Raw genomic sequence first — 19,497 nt, 5'->3', positions numbered from 1 at the left:
GTAAATTAATTTAGAGATGTTAAACTAGGTTTCAAAGTATGGAGGTAATTTAATGAAAGCATTAGCAGTAATAAAAAATTTTACATTGAATTATGCCAAGGAATCAAATATGTTTCCTAAGGAAAGATTAGAAAGAGCAAAACTTTTTACTGATAAGGAAAGTCAAAAAAGGTTTCTTATAGCAGAAGATTTAGCTTCCAAATTTACCGCCATGAACTTTGATATTCCGGTTACTCATTTTAGTGGAAGAGTAGGAGAAAAACCATATCTTAAGGAATATCCTAGTATTTCAGTAAGCCGTTCATATGCAGGTGATAACTTAGTTGTTGTTGCTGAACAGGATTACAATATTGGAGTTGACTGTGAAAAAATAAAAGACTTTGATAAAAATATGATTAAATATTTTTTTACACAGAATGAAAGAAAGTATATTGAATCATCAGAGTCCATGAATACTGCATTTGCTTTGTTATGGACGAGAAAAGAAAGTTATATAAAATGTATTGGAAGAGGAATTGACTATCCTATCAACACCATAGATGTAACACCAACAAAAAATACAGGTAAAATAAACAATATTAGACCTGTTTTCATAGATAATGATGAAATAGATAGTTGTTATATTAATAGTTATATAGTTGAAGATCTTGTTATATCAGTCTGTAGTGAGTGCGATGATGCTTTTCCTACAATAAAATCATATGAGGGAGTAATGATATGAATAAAACAATAATTGATTTTTTTGAAAAGACGGTAAGCTCTTATCCACAAAATACTGCTGTTGGTGATAAAGATGCAGAAATTACCTATAAAACTCTACAAGAAAAAGCACAAGGAATAGCTACTTCAATTGCAAATAATGGTTTTTTGAGAAAGCCAGTAGCAATATTGATGGAGCGTAACAGAAATGTTCCTATGGCAATGCTAGGGGTTTTGTATAGTGGCAATTTCTATGTAGTTTTAGATTCAGATTCACCCTTTGAAAGAATTGAAAAAATAATAGATGTTCTTTCACCAGTAGCAATAATATATGAAAAACAATTCAATGGAGTCGTTAGTAATTTTGATGATAAAGTTGTTAAGATAAATTTTGAAGATTCTATAAATATGCAAATTAATAATGGATTACTAACAAATATACGTTCACAAATGCTATCCACTGATCCAGCTTATTCCATATTTACATCGGGTTCAACAGGTAATCCGAAAGGTGCATTACTGACACATCTTAATGTAATAAGCTATATTGATTGGTTTATAACCTGTTTTAATATAGATGAGCAAACAATATTTGGTTCTCAAACACCGCTATATTTCAGTATGTCAGTAACTGATATGTTTGCTTCTTTATTTACAGGAAGTGCGTATCAAATGATTCCAAAAGAATATTTTGCATTTCCTGTAAAGCTTATAGAATATATGAATAATCGTAAGATCAATGTAATCTACTGGGTTCCAACAGCTTTAGGTATTATAGCAAAATTGGATTTATTTAAATACTGTAAACCTGATTATCTAAAAAAAGTGTTGTTTGCAGGGGAAGTCATGCCTATAAAGTATCTTAATTATTGGAAAAAATATTTTCCGAATCTAATGTATGCTAACCTCTTTGGACCTACAGAAACTACAGATATATGTGCATACTTTATTGTTAATCGTGAGTTTAAAGAAACCGAGACATTGCCAATTGGTAATGCTTGCAGTAACTGCAATTTGTTTGTTGTTGATGAAAAAGGAAACCAAGTATCAGGTGTAGCAGAGGGGGAACTCTATGTGTCAGGACCATTTATCGCGAGGGGATATTATGGAAATAGAGAAAAAACTAAAGAAGCATTCGTACAAAATCCTTTACACAATGAGTACCCCGAAATAGTTTACAAAACAGGTGACTTAGTCAGACAAAACATATACGGTGAGTTTGAATATTTAGGTCGTAAAGATTTCCAGATAAAACATATGGGATATCGTATTGAAATGGGAGAGATAGAGTCAGCTTTTGGAGCAGTTGCAGAAATAGACCTTGTTGTTTGTATCTATGACTTAGAAAATGACAAAATCATTTTAGCTTACGAAGGTAATGAACAGCTTGTAAAGATTCTTAGAGTTACGGCAGAGAAGTCACTACCAGAATACATGCGTCCCCATGAGTATAAAGCCTTCGATATTTTTCCAAAAAATGCTAATGGGAAAATTGATAGAAAACTAATAAAAAATATAATTTTAGAATAAAGGAGTTTAAAAAAATGGAAAAAATATATGAAATATTATCTAAGATAATTCCAGGAAAAGATTATAAAAATGCAACAAATCTCGTAGACGGGAAGATATTAACTTCACTAAATATTGCAAGACTTGTAGCGATGCTAAATGATGAATTTGATATTGAAATTACACCTATCCATCTTATTCCAGATAATTTCAATTCAGTAGAGAGTATCTATAAATTAGTAGTATCACTTGATGGAGAATAATAGGTATGCCATATCAAATACTTATTTTCCTTGGGGTTTTTACAATTGTTACTACTGTTGTTTACGCTGTTTGTCCAAGCAAACAGCGTTACATCGCACTGCTTATATCAAGTCTTGCTTTTTATGGATTTTATTGCGGATTTGGAACAATATTTCTTATAACAACTGTTGTTGCATCTTATTTGGCAGCAATAAAGATAAATAAGATTTCTGACAAATATAGTCTTGCAGGGCTTCCCAAAAAAGAAAGGAAAGCGTTAAAGGCTAAAATCAAAAAGGAAAAAAGATTAGTTTTAATTATATATGTGATTGTTAATATCGGGATTTTATTGACATTAAAGTATTTTAATTTCTTTGCATCGTCAAGTGCAGTATTTCTAAAATTATTAGGTATAACAGTATCAACTCCAGTAATAAATATTGCTCTTCCTCTTGGGATATCCTATTACTCATTAAATGCAATAAGTTATGTAGTTGATGTATTAAGAGGTAAGTATGTAGCAGAAAAAAATATCCTCAAGACAGCTTTGTTCATAAGTTTTTTTCCACAGTTGCATGAAGGACCATTCGGTAGATATGATGATCTAATGCCTCAATTGACAAGTGGGAAACAGATAAATGCCGATAATCTTTTTAATGGGATTGGACGTATGATTTGGGGACTGTTTAAAATATTTATGGTTGCAAATCGTGCTGCGATTATTTCAGACGAAGTATTTAAGAATTATACTAATTACGGTGGTTTCACTATTATTATTGGTATAATTGCTTATACAATACAGCTTTATGCGGAGTTCTCAGGATATATAGATATTGCGACTGGTATAGCTAATATATTTGGTATTAAATTAGCTAAAAATTTCGATATGCCTTTCTTAGCAAGGAATGTAGGTGATTTCTGGAGAAGATGGCATATTTCGCTTGGCAGCTGGTTTCGTGATTATATATTTTATCCTGTATCAACTTCCAAATTATTGACTAAACTTATTAAGAATATGAAACCTTCTTTAGCGAATACAGTGATATTAATCATCCCACTTTTCTGTGTTTGGTTTTTGACAGGATTATGGCATGGCGCAAGTTCAAAATATATTGCTTATGGGCTCTATTATTTTGTACTTATGATAATATTTAATCTGCTTTCTCCTGTATTTGAAAAAATATTAACTAAATATAATGTAAACACTGATAATAAGGTCATTAATCTGTTTAGAATTATTAAAACACTTGTACTGGTAGGAATAGGTATGCTTATGTTTAGAGCAGAGAATTTAACTATATTTTCTCAAATATTTAGATCTGTTTTTAGGAGAGGTTCAGAATTTCAATTTTATAGTATTATAGAACCTAAAGATTTTATTGCTTTAGTTATTTCATTTATCATAATATTAATTTCTGTAATTATTAAATTAAAAGATATTAATATTGAAAGTAGATTTGAAAGAGTTTCTACTTATAAAAAATATTGGATTTGTTTTACTGCTCTTTGTTTAGTATTAATTTTTGGTGCTTATGGATTAGGTTATGTTCCACCTGACCCTATATACGGAGGTTTCTGATGAAAAAATTTATTGGTATAATTTGTTGTTTTATGATTACAGTCGTTCTGTATATATATATATGTGTTGTTGTTTCACCAAAGTCAATTGAAGATTCTGGTGGTACTAGTTATTATAGAGGAATGGGTTTTCTTGCAGAACCAAAAAATTCAATTGATGTTATGGTGTATGGAAACTCCGATGTATATTCAGGTTTTTCCCCTGCAAAATTGTTTGATGAGTATGGATATACATCCTATACTTCTGGGACAGCATTGCAAACAATAGGTGTGATAAATCATTTACTTAAGCGAACTATAAAAACTCAGACACCGAAAGTTGTTGTTCTTGATGTAGACTGTCTATATGAGAAATTGAAGTTTGTTGATAATACTAATTTATTATTAGCTCCATTTACTTTCCATGCAAGGTGGAAGGAAATAAATTCTCGTGATTTTTATACCATGCCAGATAGAACAAAAAAGTATGATATATCCAAAGGTTATGTGTATTCAGATAAAGTTTATAAATTCGAGAATATAAATTACATGGGAAATGAAAATGCAAGACCATTACCTGTACCTAGACGTAATTTAAAACAACTTGAATATTTTATTGATACTTGCAAAAACAACGACATAGAGATTATATTAATAGAATTACCAAGTGCAACTTCATGGAATTTTGCAAAACATAATTTTATTGAGAAGTATTCAAGGGATAGAGATATTCCATTTATAGATATGAATGTAAAAGATAGCAATTTTAATATTAATTATTCAAGGGATTTTCGTGATAATGGAGATCATCTAAATGTTAATGGTGCTGAAAAAGCTACATTGCTTATTGGAGAATATCTAAGTAAAAATTATAATATGTTTTTGACTGATAAACGTAATCATAGTGATTATGCATATTGGAAGGATGTTGTTGATAATTATATTAAAAATAAAAGCTAATATTGTTTTCATGGTGCCGTGTTAAGAAAATTTAAGATTGAATTTAAGTTAAATTAAACTCTCCTTGATATAATACAAGAAATTAAAGTAGTTATGCTACAAATAATATAAAAAGGAGACAGACATCATGAGAACAAAATTATTGAATCCATATTTTAAAAAGATATCGGATGAACATAATATTAGTGGAAAACCAGCGAGTTATGGTAGTATTGCAATAAAGGTTTTATTTTTCTTATTACTTACTGGAGCAGGGGTATGTGCCTATGTTTTTAATGTTGTTCCAGAAGAATATATAAATTATGCATTGATAGGTGCAGGTGTTATAACAATGATAACATCGTTAATCAATTTTTTTAATCCAAAAGGTACACCCATTTTTGGTTCTTTATTCTGCATAGCAGAAGGTTTTTTAGTTGGTTGGTTATGCCAAGTGTATTCTGTTTTCTATTATGGAGTAGTTCCTATAGCAATTGGAGTAACATTTGTTGTAATTTTAGTAATGCTTTTTCTATATGCGACTAGGATCATTAAAGTGGGACAGCGCTTTAGAGCAGTCGTAAGTACATTATTTTTAACTTCATTCATACTTTATGGTCTTGTATTTGTAAGTTCTTTTTTCACAAATGCAATAACTTCTCTTGTATGGGGAAACAGTGGATTTGGTATTGCTATTTCAGCAGGTGCTCTATTACTTGCTGCTCTTAATCTTGTTGTTGATTATGATAATATAGCACAATGTGTTAAAAACAAATATTCCAATAGATATGAATGGTCATTAGCCTTTGGTCTTGTGATGACTATTATCTTGATTTTTATCCGTGTGCTTAGATTGTTATCAAAAATTATGAGTAAAGGAAATGATTAAACATGTTATCAGTAATTGTAACTTTAATATATTTGGCTTGTTTAGGTTTATTATTTTGTTTTATGGGAAGAAAATTATTCTATCCATTATTGAATATAGGATGCTTCTTTGGCGGAATAGCTATTGGCTTTTCTCTATTTGATACTACTTTAGGAGCTGTAATTAGTGGTGTAGTACTTGGGATTATATTCGCTTTGTTAACTAAATTCTTGTATAAGACTTCTCTTGCATTATCAGGTGCTGTATTAGGATTTTTGATTTCATTTATGGTTGTTAACCATTATGTGACGATAGAAGAACCTTTAAATTATATTATATGTATATCAGTTGGACTTGTTTTTGCAATTCTGTTTGTTGTAAAAAGTGATCTGTTTATTATTATAAGTACATCGTGTACTGGAGCATCTTTGCTTGGAACAATTGGAGTGTTCTTATTCCAGAATTACAACAATTTATCTAATTATGTATATGCAGATGGTTTTATAGCTACTGCCACACATTTAAATGAATATCTGATGGGTAGTTTCAGTAAAGATAATTCTATAGTGATTAGCATAGTAACAGTAATTGTTTTTATAATGGGATTTATTGCACAGAATAGTAAAGAGAAAAAATAAGGAATGTTATGAGATATTGATACATATGGATGAATGGTTTGTATGATTTATGGAATAGTTATAGTAGTACTTATCCGTTCATCCATATGTTATTTTGTTTGTCATATTAATATATTAATCTCTTTCAACAATTGGTATAAATAGAGTTGTTAATATTCCATTTATAATCGTAACTATAGCTAATAGTATTATTCCTATAATCTCATGTTCATAAAACCATGATTTAAATGATAAAAACATAATGATTACTATAATTAAATATGGAAAATTAGTCCAATAGGGCATTCCTACTTTTTTATCACAGAAAGGACATTTTTTTGAGTATCTAGGGTCTATTGAAATTTTTATCTTAAAAGATAGTTCTTTACCACAGTAGGGGCAAATATCTTTTTTCATATTATTTCACTCCTATATTATTTTTTAAAACCAAATTCTTATATTATCATTTGTAATCCGTATATCTGGTGATGGATGATTTTCATTCCAATATCTCCATTGTGCTGGTATTGATTTTTTTATAGGGTCTTCTTTTCGAGCATCAACTAGAGTATTATTACTATTGATTTTAAATTCGAAATTTTCTATATACCCATTATTGTCAATTGATACTGATGTTTCACTAAATCCTTTAATTTCTTTTAACTCTTTTTGGGTTTTATATCCACCTAGAATATTAAAAAATGCTCCTATTTTTTGTGGCTTTTCTATGAAACTAGCTGCTGTTATTCCAGTATTTAAAATATCAGGTAAACCTGTATTGTCATTATTCAATATACTTTTACCACTTTCTGGTGCTATATTACCTAAGGCTGCTAAAACATTGTATGGTGGAGGCAAAAATCCTGTTACTGTAAACAATACATTAGTACCAGTTCTTGATTTATGTAAATCTTTTTGTGTTATTGATATTTTAGTCTTTATTTTACTGCTTTCATAATCATATTGACTAACATATTTTCCATCTTCATCTTGTGAATAATACAATCCAGTATATTCGTCTTTTTGTCGTATAATATCTATAGTTCTTAAAACAGCAAGCATTTCATCTTCTTTATTCTCTTGTGTTGTATAATAAGCATAAACTCCTTTTAATCCAATAACATTATTCAAGTCTGAAGAAGATAATATATCTGTATCCTGTAAGTCAGCATCTTTTTTACATTGTTCACTAGGGTCTATATAATTTACAGGGTTATTTTTTACGTATGTATAAATGGGGTCATCACTTCTGTAACTAGCTTCTTGAATAAACATATTATCTTTTAATTCATTTCTTCCAATCATACGAGTAAACCTTTGTAGTTGCTTAATTCTATCATCGTAATATTGAGTCTTTTTCCCAGATGTTTCCGAGTAATTTTTATTATTTATATGAATTTCATTGTTATCGATGAAATTCTTTAAATGTGGTATTTTACTAGGAAATTTATCAAAAAATTCCCCAAAATATTGTTTGATAATACTGTTAGTGTTAATATTTTTTATATTAGATTTTGTTTTATCCGTATCCATACTTATTGAATTAATGGTTGTAGCTGATACACCATTAAGAAGATTATCTATTTGATGTTGGCTATTACTATATTCAGTTATTGCTTCATTAATAAATTTGCTTGTGTTATAAGTATGTTCAATAGTATTTTGGAAATCACTTAGTATAGTATTGAGTTGTTCGTTTATATTATCTCTTCTTGTAATATGGGTGTCAATAGAATTCTTAATTGTTTTAAAACTATTAAATATACAGTCTATTCTTTTGGCTATTTCTATTATATCATTTTCTTTATCAGATAAATTAGTTAAGTCATATTTATACATTGTAATCTACTCCCTTCCTCTTTTAATTTTATATCTTTATTAATTAATTTTCAATAAATCCTGACGAACGACATGATATATAGGATAAAATGCATTTTTTAGTATATATTATTCACTATGTGTATCTTGAAATCCTATTTTAGAATATTCTATAATGGTTAATTTATAGTACTAATAGATTAAGACTAATAAATATGGTATAATCAAAAGATAAAACATTAATACTAAATAAGATTTTATCTACATGAAATAATTAAGAAAATCTAGTAAATCAACATAAGGAAGACAAAATGGATACAATAATATACGCACTAATAGTAATAGTTATCGCAGCTATATTAATAAAAATATTTACAAGTAAAGTTTCGCAAAACAAAAAAAATGATTATTCAACAGTTTACAAAGACGTTGACAGCATATTAACTAAAGCAGAATTGAAATTCTATAATACATTATACGATGTGTGTATTGACCTTGATGTTACTCTTTTTACTAAAGTTAGAGTAGCAGATATAGTGAAAGTCAAAAGTAAAGATGATTACATGTCATATTTTAATAAGATCTGCTCTAAACATATTGATTTCGTTATATGTGATAACAGAACATTAAAACCAATAATATGCTTAGAATTAGACGATAGTTCACATAACAGAAAAGATAGGATAGAAAGAGATAAATTCATTAATGAAGTATTGACAAGCATAGGTTATGGAGTGATACATATACCATGTAAATATAAATATGATAAAGAAGCGATCGAATCAAAATTAGAGGAAGCATTAAATAATCACTAAAATTAATAAGTAAGCATTAATAAGATATCTCCTAAATTATTAGGGGATTCTTTGCGTTTGCCGTAAAATTTTCTAAGAAATAGCTTATAAGTATCTAATTGCAGGATATATTAATTTAATATTTAGTAAATAGTAATATATAAAAACATTTGATAATAGATATTTTTATTGACATTGAGATAAATACGTTATATTATTATATTAATAACACCAGTGGAGAAATTAATATAATATATGTATAAAAAAGTAAATATTATTAAGTAATATTGTTGAAATATTACAAAAATAATTATCATAATGAAATATGGAGAATGTGATATGGAAAATAATAAGCTAGATCAAGGTTATATTAAGAAAAAAAATTTACACTTGGTACTAAAACTCATTAAAACTAATAAGTCTATTTCAAGAGCGGATATTGTTAAGATGACTAATATGAGTCCTACGTCTGTCAGTAGAATCGTCGGGAACTTAATTGATTTAGGTCTAGTTAGAGAAACAGAAACATATTCTAAAGGTGTTGGACGGAAAGCAATTTTGCTGGAGATTAACTTGAAATCAATTCTTACAGTAGGAGCGTATATAAACAAACATATAGTAAAAGCAGGAATAGTTGATTTTGGAGGAGGAATTCTTTATGAAGAAAAGATAGAATCCGAAATAGATAAACTTTCTTACGATAAAATAATTAATATTGTTTGTGAACTTATTAAAAAAGTTATTAATAATTCTGGTGTGGATGAATCAAAGATTGTAGGACTGGGAATAAGTCTACCAGGAATTATTGATTATAGTACTGGAAATGTTCTTATGTCAACTCAGCTTAAATGGAAAGATATACAACTAGGCAGATGTGTTGAGGAAAAACTTGGAATAAAGACCATAGTTGATAATGATGTTAAAGTGGAAGCGTTAGCGGAAAGTATTTATGGAGTTGGAAAGAATATAGAAAAGTTAGCCCTTATTTCTTTCGGGAGAGGTGTAGGCTCGGCACTTATAGTAGGTGGAAATATATTTAGAGGAACAACAAATATAGCTGGTGAAATAGGACATACGACAATTGACCCTAATGGAGCCCTTTGTCCTTGCGGTAGAAGAGGTTGCTTACAAACGTTTATTATTGAGGATAACATAATAGCTGAAGCGAATAAAGTAAAGAAAACTAATAGTTTATTAGAAGTTTTTGAATATGCACATAATGGTGAACAATGGGCTGTAAGTATAATTGACAGGTGTCTTACATATATGTGTATAACTATCAACACAGTTATATGTATGTATAATCCTGATACAGTCGTTATCAAAGGAAGCCTAATAAAAGCATTTCCTGATATGCCTAGATTAGTTGAAGAAAAGTTAGAAAATCTTACATGGGATCAGTTAAAAGGCAGTTTTCAAATCTTACAATCACAATTAGGTAGTAAAGCTCATATTGTTGGAGGTGCAACTTTAGCACTAAACACATTTTGTGATTTTGACTAAATAGTAAATTTCCCACTATCTAATAAAAGATGTGGAGAATCTATTATAAAAGTAAATTTTATTTTTTATCTAAAATCTGTTCAAAAGAAGAAGGAGGATTTAAATGAGAAATTTAAAAAAATGTATTGGGGTTTTATTAGTTATCAGTATGATATTTTCTATTGGGGGATGTAAAAGTACATCAAAAACGTCATCAGGTAATGTAACAACAATATCATTCTGGCATGTCTGGAATGGAAGTGAAGGTGAAATGTTACAAGAAATAGTAGATGATTTCAATAATTCACAATCTGAAATAAAAGTAGAAGTTCTTGAAAATGCAACTACAGAGAAGCAATTAACAGCAATAACTGGCGGTAATCCTCCAGATGTAGGTTACTTGGTTGATTACAGAATATCTAAGTTGGCTAGTATAGGAGCATTAACAGAGTTAGATTCAATGATAGAAGAAAACAAAATGGATTCTGCTAATTGTGTACCCGAATTATGGAACTTAGGAAATTATGGGGGAAAACAATATGGTATTCCTTATACTATGGATTCATATATGCTTTATTATAACAAAGACCTATTAGAAGAAGTGGGACTTACTGAGCCACCAAAAACTACAAGCGAGTTATTTGAATATGCTGAGAAATTAACTAAGTTAGATAAGAATGGTGAATATACGCAACTAGGTTTTATTTCTGATATACCTTGGATAGATATATTGAATTGGGCTTTTGTATATGGTGCAGATTTTTATGATAGTGAAAATGATAAATTAACTTGTGATAGTCAGAGTAATATTGATGCTCTTAATTTCAAGCTAAGAAGTTATCAAGAACCTTATGAAGCAGAAAAAGTAAGAAAATTCAAGAGTGGATTTGGTAAATATATGTCTCCTAATAATCCTTTCTTCCAAAATCAGTTAGCTTTGGATGTAGAGGGTCAATGGTTCACAACATTTATTGATAAATATGCTCCTGATATCAATTATGGTATTGCTCCAATGCCTTATCCAGATGGTAGACCAGAGTTAGCTAATGGAGGACAGCTACAAGGGGGAATGTTGTATGTTCCAAAAGGCAGTAAAAAACAGGAAGCAGCTTTTAAATTCATAGATTATCTAGTATCTGATGAACCATATATGAAATTCTGTGCTGGAAAAGGAAGTATTCCAACTACATACTCAGCATTGGATAATCCTAAATTCCTAGAATTGGCACCAGCTCTTGAACCTTTTGTTGAAATAGCAAAAAATGGTAATGCACATGCTTTCCCATGTATACCTTTTGCAAAAGAATATTGTGATGAGCTTAATCTACAAGAAGAGAAATTCTATAGTTTTGAAGTTACAGCAGAAGAAGCTATGGCTAATGTAGTTAAGAAGATTAAACCATTAGTTGATGAATGGGTTAAAACTAGATAAGTATATTTATAAAAGAGGTGTGAGAATGAAAAGAAATTATGAAAAAGTCAAAGCATATTCTGCATCAAGAAATCAAAAAAAACTAGCTATTGTATTTTTAACGCCTTGGATTATAGGATTTATAGCATTTAATTTATATCCCATAGTAACAACATTCTGTTATAGTTTTACAAAATATAATTTATTTCAAGCTCCACAATGGGTAGGTTTAAAAAATTATTTTACTTTATTTACGAGCCATGAATTTTATTTATCTTTATTCAATACTTTATATTATGTGATTTTCGGAGTAGGTCTGCAGTTGATATTGGCACTAGCTACTGCAATATTACTTAACCTGAATGTAAAAGGGAAAAGTATATTTAGGTCAATTTATTTTATACCTTCTCTTATGCCACCAGTTGCAGCTTCATTATTATGGGTATGGTTATTAAATCCAAAGTATGGACTTATTAATACTTTTTTAAGATTTCTTCATCTTAATGAACCATTATGGCTTATATCTGCTGAATGGACAAAGCCGGCTATCATATTGATGTCCTTATGGGGAATAGGAAGTACAATGGTTATATTCCTAGCAGGGCTTGGAGATATACCTCATGTTTATTATGAAGCAGTTGAAATAGATGGAGGGGGAGCTTGGAGTAAATTCAAGAACGTGACATGGCCTATGCTAAGTTCTATAACTTTTTTCCAGCTTATAAGTGGAATGATTGCAGGATTTAATATCTTTACTCAAACGTATATTATTTCCCAAGCAGCCGCCGATAAATCTTCTCTTGGTGGTATTAAAAATTCGTTGCTTTTCTTTGCAGTAAATATATATCAAGAAGGTTTTTCATATTTGAAATTTGGATATGCAAGTGCATTAGCATGGATTATGTTGTTGATTATACTAATTTTTACATTAATAATCTTTAAAACTTCCAAAAAATGGGTTTACTATAGAGGAGAGTGAAAAAAGTGGTTATTTCAAAGAAAAGAAAATTCTTACAGTATTTTTTGTTATGTTTGGTAGGCGCATTTTTCCTATTCCCATTTTTATGGCTTCTTGATACGTCTTTGAAAAATGATGCTCAAATTTTTAAATTCCCACCTGATTGGATTCCTAATCCAGTTATGTTTTCTAATTATAAAGATGCATTACATGCTATACCTTTTTTGCATTACACAGGAAATACAGTCAAAATAGTTTTCTTTGCTGTATTAGGGAATCTTATTTCAGCACCAATGATAGGATATGCTTTTGCTAAATTACATTGGCGTGGTAGGAATAAAGTATTTATTTTGGTACTTGCTACAATGATGTTACCTTTCCAAGTAACGATGATTCCTCTCTACAGCATGTATGTTAAATTAGGATGGATAAATACTATAGCACCTTTGGTTGTTCCTGATTTTTTTGGTAAAGCATTTTTTATTTTTTTAATGAGACAGTTTTTTCTAACGATACCTGAGGAGATGTCACAAGCGGCTAGAATCGATGGGGCATCAGAGTTTCGAATATATTGGAATATATGTTTACCATTAGCGAAACCAGCAGTTGTATCAGTGGGATTATTCGCTTTCATCTGGTCGTGGACAGATTTTCTTGGACCTTTAATTTTTCTAACACAAAGCGATAAATGGACTATATCAATAGGATTAAGTCAATTTACAACTTCTCATGGATTAGATTGGAAATTATTGATGGCGGGAGCGACTATGTTTATGCTTCCGATGATCATACTTTTTTTCATCATGCAAAAAACTTTTATCCAAGGAATAAATACTTCTGGATTAAAAGAATAGATCAAAAAATTTTTTTCAATAATTTACTAACCTTGAATCGTGAATTTAATTTAATATATTGCAAATACTAATATAGAATTCCTAAGATATTTATGAATTTCATTTGATGTTTTTTTGAAATAAATAAGAGAATAAATAATTTATATACTTAATGAAAACATCAATTGGTATCTTCGAAAAAACTATAATAAACAACACAACCAGAGGTGAGTATATTGAAAAAGAATACAATAAGGGCAATAGTATTGGCTTTAGGATTATGTTTATTTTCTTTTGTAGGATGTAAAAATGATAATGATGCAGATCCATCTAATCCTAACACACCTAACCAAGAAAATAATAATATAATCGAAGAGAATAATGAAATGAACGGAAATCAGAACATGAACGAAAACCAAAACATGAATGGTGGAAATATGAATGGTGGAAATATGTAATTAAATCAATGTTAGTATTAACTGAATATAACTTTTATATAACCATTCATAAAGAATGGATAATAATTCTTTAGTAGAATATATTATCCATTTTTCTATTTTAATTATTATTTTCTAGATATGGGTATTTACCTCTTTTAATAAAGGTAGTATGGAGATATTTTTTTGAAGTACTAGACAGAGGTTCCCCCAAAAATTCATCATATATCTGTTTCATAACAGGATTGTCATAGGATTTTCTGATTTTACTGTCTTTATCAATATTATATAGTGTATCTGCTCTGTTATGTCTATAATCCAAAGATATCTTTTTATGGTCTTTACCACCTAATATAGGCTGTCCACCACCGCCAACACAGCCGCCTGGACAGGCCATGACTTCCATATAATCAAAAGGTTTTTCACCGCTGAGGTGTCGTGTTAATGCTTTCTTGGCATTACCAGTACCATGTGCTATAGCAATTCTAAGAGTTGTGTCGCCAAAAGTGACTTTGCCATATTTTAAGCCTTTTTGCCCTCTTGCTTTTTCATATTCTGGAACACCTATTTCTTCTCCTGTCATAAAATAATGAGCAGTTCTGACTGCTGCCTCTAATACTCCTCCTGTTGCACCAAAAATAGTACCTGCACTACTGAATTGATTAAAAGGTTCATCATATTCACTATCAGGTAAACTATTGAATTTTATACCTACAGATCGTATCATTCGGGATAATTCTCTGGTTGTTAATACATAGTCAACATTTCTATAGCCATCTGAAGTCATTTCTGGTCTTGCAGCTTCGAATTTCTTAGCAGTACATGGCATAATGGCCACATTAACGATTTTTTCAGGATCAATATTATATTTTTTAGCATACCATGTTTTGGTTAGAGCACCACACATTTCGTGAGGAGATTTACAAGTTGATAGATTATGAAGCATATCCGGATAAAAATGTTCTGCAAATTTTACCCAAGCAGGGCAGCAAGAAGAAAGAAGAGGTAACATATCTGGATGTTTAGTAACCCTTTCTTTTAATTCACTTGCTTCTTCCATTATGGTAAGGTCTGCTGTTACATCAGTAGCAAATACTTTATCAAAACCTAATCTATTAAGTGCTGTTACAAGTTTCCCTCTGACCATAGTACCTACAGGAAGGTTGAAGTCTTCTCCTATTGTAACTTGTATAGAAGGAGCTGTCTGAGCTATAACGTGTTTATCAGGATCATTTAGAACTTTCCAGACATCATCTATATTCTCTTTAGCTGTCAAAGAACCTGTAGGACAGGCAATTATACATTGACCACAAGTTATACAAGTAACTTCTGATAGATCTTTTTTGAAACTTGGAGCAATAACTGTATTAAGACCTCTATTTAGAGGAGAGTATACGTTGCACTCTTGAATTTTATTACAGATAGCCATGCATCTTCTGCAATTTATGCATTTATTGTAATCTCTTTGAATAAAATTATTATCGTTATGGAATCCGTAATCAGGCATTTCACCTGTATATGGTATATCTCTGATTCCTAAGCTATCAGCAATGTTTTGTAATTCACAGTTAAGGTTACGAATGCATGTCAGACATTCTCTATGGTGATTGGATAAAATCAAGGTAACAGCAGTTCTTCTTGCGTCCATGACTTTTTTTGTATTGGTTTTTACTCTAAGGCCATCTCTAACTGGATAAACACAAGATGGTTGTAAGGCTCTTACGCCTTCTATTTCTACAACACATACACGACAAGCTCCTATTTCATTTATATCCTTAAGATAGCAAAGGCTTGGTATATCAATATCAACTAATCTGGCAGCTTCTAATACAGTCATTCCCATGGGAACTTCATAAGGTCTACCGTCAAAATATATAGTAATAAGTTTTTCTTTTAAGTCTTTTTCTTCTTTTTCACGAATATTTTCCACTATATTTGACTCCTTTCCACTTTATCGTTTATATATAGCATCAACAGGACATTTCGGTATACACGCTCCACATTTTATACATATATCTTGATGTATATGGTAAGGAGGTTTTTTACGTTCACCTGTTATAGCGTCTACAGGGCAGACTTTTGCACATATTCCACAGGCAATACATTTATCATCAGAAATAACTACTCTAAGGAGTGAATTACATACTCCTGAAGGACAACGTTTTTCCTTGATATGGGCCATATATTCATCTTCAAAATAATTAAGTGAACTGAGTATAGGGTTTGGAGCAGTTTGACCTAGTCCGCATAATGAGCTGTTTTTAATATTGACACTTAGGTCTTTTAAGATGTCTATGTCTTCTATACTGCCTTTACCTTGTGTAATACGCTCTAGTATTTCAAGAAGTCTCTTGGTACCTATTCTGCAAGGTACACATTTTCCGCAGGATTCGTCTGTTGCAAATTCAAGGTAAAATCTAGCTATATCAACCATACAGTCAGATTCATCCATCACAATCATACCTCCAGAACCCATCATTGAGCCTATATCTGTTAATGATTTAAAATCGATTTTAGTATCTAGATGAGATTCAGGGATACATCCTCCTGAGGGACCTCCAGTTTGTACTGCTTTGAATTTCTTACCACCTGGGATTCCGCCACCGATATCATATATTATAGTTCTTAATGTAGTTCCCATAGGGACTTCAATAAGACCAGTATTATTGATTTGTCCCGCTAGTGCAAATACTTTAGTTCCCTTACTATCCTCTGTTCCTATACTGCTGTACCAATCAGCGCCTTTTAATAGAATTATAGGTATGTTGGCATAGGTTTCCACATTATTGATAAGTGTTGGGTTTTCCCATAATCCCACTTCTGCGGGGAAAGGTGGTCGTGGTCTAGGTTCTCCTCTTAACCCCATTATCGAAGATATAAGAGCTGTTTCTTCACCACAAACAAAAGCTCCTGCACCTAATCTGATATCAAGGTCAAAATTGAAATCTGTTCCCAAGATATTATCTCCTAATAAGCCTGCTTTTTTGGCTTGTTCCAAAGCGATTGAAAGACGATCTACAGCAATAGGATATTCAGCCCTAACATAAATAAAACCTTGATCTGCTCCTATACAGTAGCCAGCTATTAACATTGCTTCAATGATACTATGGGGATCACCTTCTAATATTGACCTGTCCATAAATGCACCGGGGTCACCTTCATCAGCATTGCAGACTATATATTTTTTATCATTCTCATAAGCACGAGCGAATTCCCATTTTTTGCCGGTAGGAAATCCTCCACCACCTCTTCCTCTAAGACCTGATTGTTTAACTTGTTCAATAATATTAGTAGGTTCAGTTTTATTATCTAAGATATTAGCAATAGACTCATATCCGTTCATGGCAATATATTCATATATGTTTTCAGGGTCAATAATACCGCAGTTCCTTAGAGCGATTCTTTGTTGATGATTGAAGAAATCCAAGTCATCTATTTTTTCTTGAATCCTATCTGTAGATGGACTTTTATATAATAGATGTTCAACAACTTTATTATTTTTTATATGTTCTTCTAATATATCATCAACATCTTCTTCTTTTACATGACAATAGAATGTACGGTCAGGATGTACGACAATTATGGGACCAAGTTTGCAAAAACCAAAACAACCTGTTTTGAAGACTTTTACTTTGTCTTGTAATTTGTGTTTCTTTATTTCATGTTCTAATTTTCTTAGTATTTTCTGGCTGTTGGAGGATGTACAGCCTGTACCAGAACATACGAGTATATGATATTTGTTAATCTCTTTATCAATAGTAGTATCTTTCAACCTAATAGTTAGTTTTTTATAATATTGTTGCCTGATTCTGTTTAACTCAGGAATGGAATTGATAATATTAATGTCCATAGGCTCATCTCCTTAAGAATTTTTTGTGTATTTATGAATTATTGAAGGTATATCTGAGGGAGATAAACGCCCATATACATCATCATTGATAGTTATAACTGGTGCAAGACCGCATGCTCCTATACATCTGGTTGCTTTTAATGTAAATAGATTGTTATGAGTGGTTTCCCCAACATCTAATCCCAATTCTTCTTTTATTGCTTCTAAAATGTCAGCGGCGCCTTTAACATAACAGGCAGTTCCTAGACAAACACTTATTGTATATTTACCTGTAGGTTCTTGAGAAAATAGTGAATAGAAGCTTACGACTCCATTGATTGTAGATATGGGAATATCCATTTTTTCAGAAATATAGGATTGGACTTTTATAGGAAGATAGCCGAAGATATCTTGAGCTTTTTTTAGAATATAAATGAGCATTCCTTTCTTGTCTTTATATTTTTCAATTATCTGATTCAATTCTTCATAATTCTCAGTTTCATTTTTATCTATTGTTATTTCCAATTTTCATACCTCCTTATTATAGATACATTATTAATGTTAGGCTGTACAAAAAAATGGAATTTTATTCTTATAAAATGGAAAGGGTTACTTAATTTGGGTATTATATTAATTGATTAATAAATCAACAATTAGTTATTATCTATTACAATATAGGACAATTTTCTCATAACAATTTTTGGTACTTAAGTATTATTATGACATTGATTTGTAATATTACTGACTTTAGATTAAATTGTGATTATCTCATTAAAGCTTGATTTATAGGGATATAACTGTTGTTTTAATGAAATAAATTGTTTGTAAAAGGTAATTAACTTTACATATAATAGTAATATTAAATTCATAATTTGGACATATTTATATGTTACGATAATTGTGTAGAAACTACCCCCCCTTTTATTTATATATAAAAACTTTTAACCTATCCGCCGTGGATAGGTTTTTTTTGATATTTTATTCAAATTAGGAATATGATATAATAAAATAATTCTCAGAACCAGATAATTAAAACAGTTTTAGAAGCAAAACATATATCAGAAATAATAGCAAAAGAGGCAAAAATATTATATGACCAGACGAAAATAGATGGAGATGACTTACATAAAGTATTATTAGCGATAGCTAATATATTTGAGTATTTGAATAGAAAATATGGAAATGATGAAAAATTAGAACAGGAGGTGTTTAACATGACCAGAACTTTGTTCCAACGGTAGAAGAAAAAGGTAAAAAGTTAGGAAGAAAAGAAGGAAGAAAAGAAGGAATAAAAGAAGTAGCAAAGAGGATGTTGATAAAGGGTATGGACATAGAATTGATAGCACAAATTACAGGTTTAGATATAAAAACTATAAAAGGTTTAGACGATGAATAGGAGGTAATTGATAAGAATTACCTCCTTTTTATTTGTTCTCATCTTTTTAAACATATGAAATAGGAGCGTTTTCATATGCACTAAGGACTTTCCTAACGACAAATCGG

The 19,497-nt window shown here is 30.3% G+C and carries 19 protein-coding genes; 14 read left to right on the top strand and 5 right to left on the bottom strand.

Features of this window, described 5'->3' with window-relative positions; genetic code table 11:
• Positions 1–52 precede the first annotated feature (52 nt).
• The 7 genes from QMG30_RS13800 (at position 53) to QMG30_RS13770 (ending at position 6,453) form a co-directional block, all read left to right on the top strand.
• On the top strand, positions 53–721 hold the full coding sequence (locus QMG30_RS13800; RefSeq protein ID WP_281816292.1) for a 4'-phosphopantetheinyl transferase family protein: 669 nt from the start codon (positions 53–55) through the stop codon (positions 719–721).
• Complete coding sequence (locus tag QMG30_RS13795) at positions 718–2,229, top strand: amino acid adenylation domain-containing protein (protein WP_281816289.1); 1,512 nt, start codon at positions 718–720, stop codon at positions 2,227–2,229. Before QMG30_RS13800 ends, QMG30_RS13795 begins: the two co-directional genes overlap by 4 nt.
• A 14-nt stretch (positions 2,230–2,243) precedes the next feature.
• Entirely contained in the window at positions 2,244–2,471 is a 228-nt protein-coding gene (locus tag QMG30_RS13790) for an acyl carrier protein (protein WP_281816286.1), read from the top strand.
• Positions 2,472–2,476: 5 nt separating this feature from the next.
• The gene (locus QMG30_RS13785; protein ID WP_281816283.1) at positions 2,477–4,030 is read left to right on the top strand and encodes an MBOAT family O-acyltransferase; all 1,554 of its coding nucleotides are present in this window, start codon (positions 2,477–2,479) and stop codon (positions 4,028–4,030) included.
• On the top strand, positions 4,030–4,968 hold the full coding sequence (locus QMG30_RS13780; RefSeq protein ID WP_281816281.1) for an SGNH/GDSL hydrolase family protein: 939 nt from the start codon (positions 4,030–4,032) through the stop codon (positions 4,966–4,968). The genes QMG30_RS13785 and QMG30_RS13780 overlap by 1 nt, the downstream gene beginning before the upstream one ends.
• 127 nt (positions 4,969–5,095) lie before the next feature.
• Positions 5,096–5,836: a Bax inhibitor-1/YccA family membrane protein gene (locus QMG30_RS13775; RefSeq protein WP_281816279.1), complete on the top strand. Its 741-nt coding sequence runs from the start codon at positions 5,096–5,098 to the stop codon at positions 5,834–5,836.
• A gap of 2 nt (positions 5,837–5,838) precedes the next feature.
• Positions 5,839–6,453: a TM7S3/TM198-like domain-containing protein gene (locus tag QMG30_RS13770; protein WP_281816278.1), complete on the top strand. Its 615-nt coding sequence runs from the start codon at positions 5,839–5,841 to the stop codon at positions 6,451–6,453.
• A gap of 114 nt (positions 6,454–6,567) precedes the next feature.
• Here QMG30_RS13770 and QMG30_RS13765 read toward each other — a convergent pair whose 3' ends face one another.
• Entirely contained in the window at positions 6,568–6,849 is a 282-nt protein-coding gene (locus QMG30_RS13765) for a hypothetical protein (RefSeq protein ID WP_281816277.1), read from the bottom strand.
• A 24-nt stretch (positions 6,850–6,873) separates the two neighbouring features.
• Positions 6,874–8,271, bottom strand: a complete 1,398-nt coding sequence (locus QMG30_RS13760) for an RHS repeat-associated core domain-containing protein (RefSeq protein ID WP_281816275.1) — start codon at positions 8,269–8,271, stop codon at positions 6,874–6,876.
• Between the two features lie 290 nt (positions 8,272–8,561).
• Between QMG30_RS13760 and QMG30_RS13755 the strand changes: the two genes are divergently transcribed.
• The 6 genes from QMG30_RS13755 (at position 8,562) to QMG30_RS13730 (ending at position 14,186) form a co-directional block, all read left to right on the top strand.
• Complete coding sequence (locus QMG30_RS13755) at positions 8,562–9,065, top strand: DUF2726 domain-containing protein (protein ID WP_281816274.1); 504 nt, start codon at positions 8,562–8,564, stop codon at positions 9,063–9,065.
• A gap of 318 nt (positions 9,066–9,383) precedes the next feature.
• Entirely contained in the window at positions 9,384–10,547 is a 1,164-nt protein-coding gene (locus QMG30_RS13750; protein ID WP_281816271.1) for an ROK family transcriptional regulator, read from the top strand.
• Between the two features lie 103 nt (positions 10,548–10,650).
• Positions 10,651–11,958 carry an ABC transporter substrate-binding protein gene (locus QMG30_RS13745; protein WP_281816269.1) on the top strand — a complete coding sequence of 436 codons (1,308 nt, stop codon included), beginning with the start codon at positions 10,651–10,653 and terminating at the stop codon, positions 11,956–11,958.
• A gap of 25 nt (positions 11,959–11,983) precedes the next feature.
• A complete protein-coding gene (locus tag QMG30_RS13740) occupies positions 11,984–12,916 on the top strand; it encodes a carbohydrate ABC transporter permease (RefSeq protein WP_281816268.1) in 933 nt (310 codons plus the stop codon).
• A gap of 5 nt (positions 12,917–12,921) precedes the next feature.
• Positions 12,922–13,749, top strand: a complete 828-nt coding sequence (locus QMG30_RS13735) for a carbohydrate ABC transporter permease (protein ID WP_281816267.1) — start codon at positions 12,922–12,924, stop codon at positions 13,747–13,749.
• A 215-nt stretch (positions 13,750–13,964) separates the two neighbouring features.
• The gene (locus tag QMG30_RS13730; protein ID WP_281816266.1) at positions 13,965–14,186 is read left to right on the top strand and encodes a hypothetical protein; all 222 of its coding nucleotides are present in this window, start codon (positions 13,965–13,967) and stop codon (positions 14,184–14,186) included.
• Positions 14,187–14,286: 100 nt separating this feature from the next.
• Here QMG30_RS13730 and QMG30_RS13725 read toward each other — a convergent pair whose 3' ends face one another.
• From QMG30_RS13725 to QMG30_RS13715, 3 genes are all read right to left on the bottom strand, one after another.
• A complete protein-coding gene (locus QMG30_RS13725; protein WP_281816265.1) occupies positions 14,287–16,095 on the bottom strand; it encodes an NADH-dependent [FeFe] hydrogenase, group A6 in 1,809 nt (602 codons plus the stop codon).
• 21 nt (positions 16,096–16,116) lie between these two features.
• Positions 16,117–17,910: an NADH-quinone oxidoreductase subunit NuoF gene (gene nuoF, locus QMG30_RS13720; RefSeq protein ID WP_334305038.1), complete on the bottom strand. Its 1,794-nt coding sequence runs from the start codon at positions 17,908–17,910 to the stop codon at positions 16,117–16,119.
• Positions 17,911–18,027: 117 nt separating this feature from the next.
• Positions 18,028–18,519 carry an NADH-quinone oxidoreductase subunit NuoE family protein gene (locus QMG30_RS13715; protein WP_281816262.1) on the bottom strand — a complete coding sequence of 164 codons (492 nt, stop codon included), beginning with the start codon at positions 18,517–18,519 and terminating at the stop codon, positions 18,028–18,030.
• A gap of 763 nt (positions 18,520–19,282) precedes the next feature.
• On the opposite strand from QMG30_RS13715, the gene QMG30_RS25355 reads away from it, so the two are divergent.
• A complete protein-coding gene (locus QMG30_RS25355) occupies positions 19,283–19,390 on the top strand; it encodes an Rpn/YhgA-type helix-turn-helix domain-containing protein (RefSeq protein ID WP_491851251.1) in 108 nt (35 codons plus the stop codon).
• Positions 19,391–19,497 lie beyond the last annotated feature (107 nt).

Source organism: Vallitalea longa (genome assembly GCF_027923465.1).
Classification (GTDB): Bacteria; Bacillota; Clostridia; order Lachnospirales; family Vallitaleaceae; genus Vallitalea; species Vallitalea longa.
This window is presented reverse-complemented; position numbering and strand designations above follow the sequence as displayed.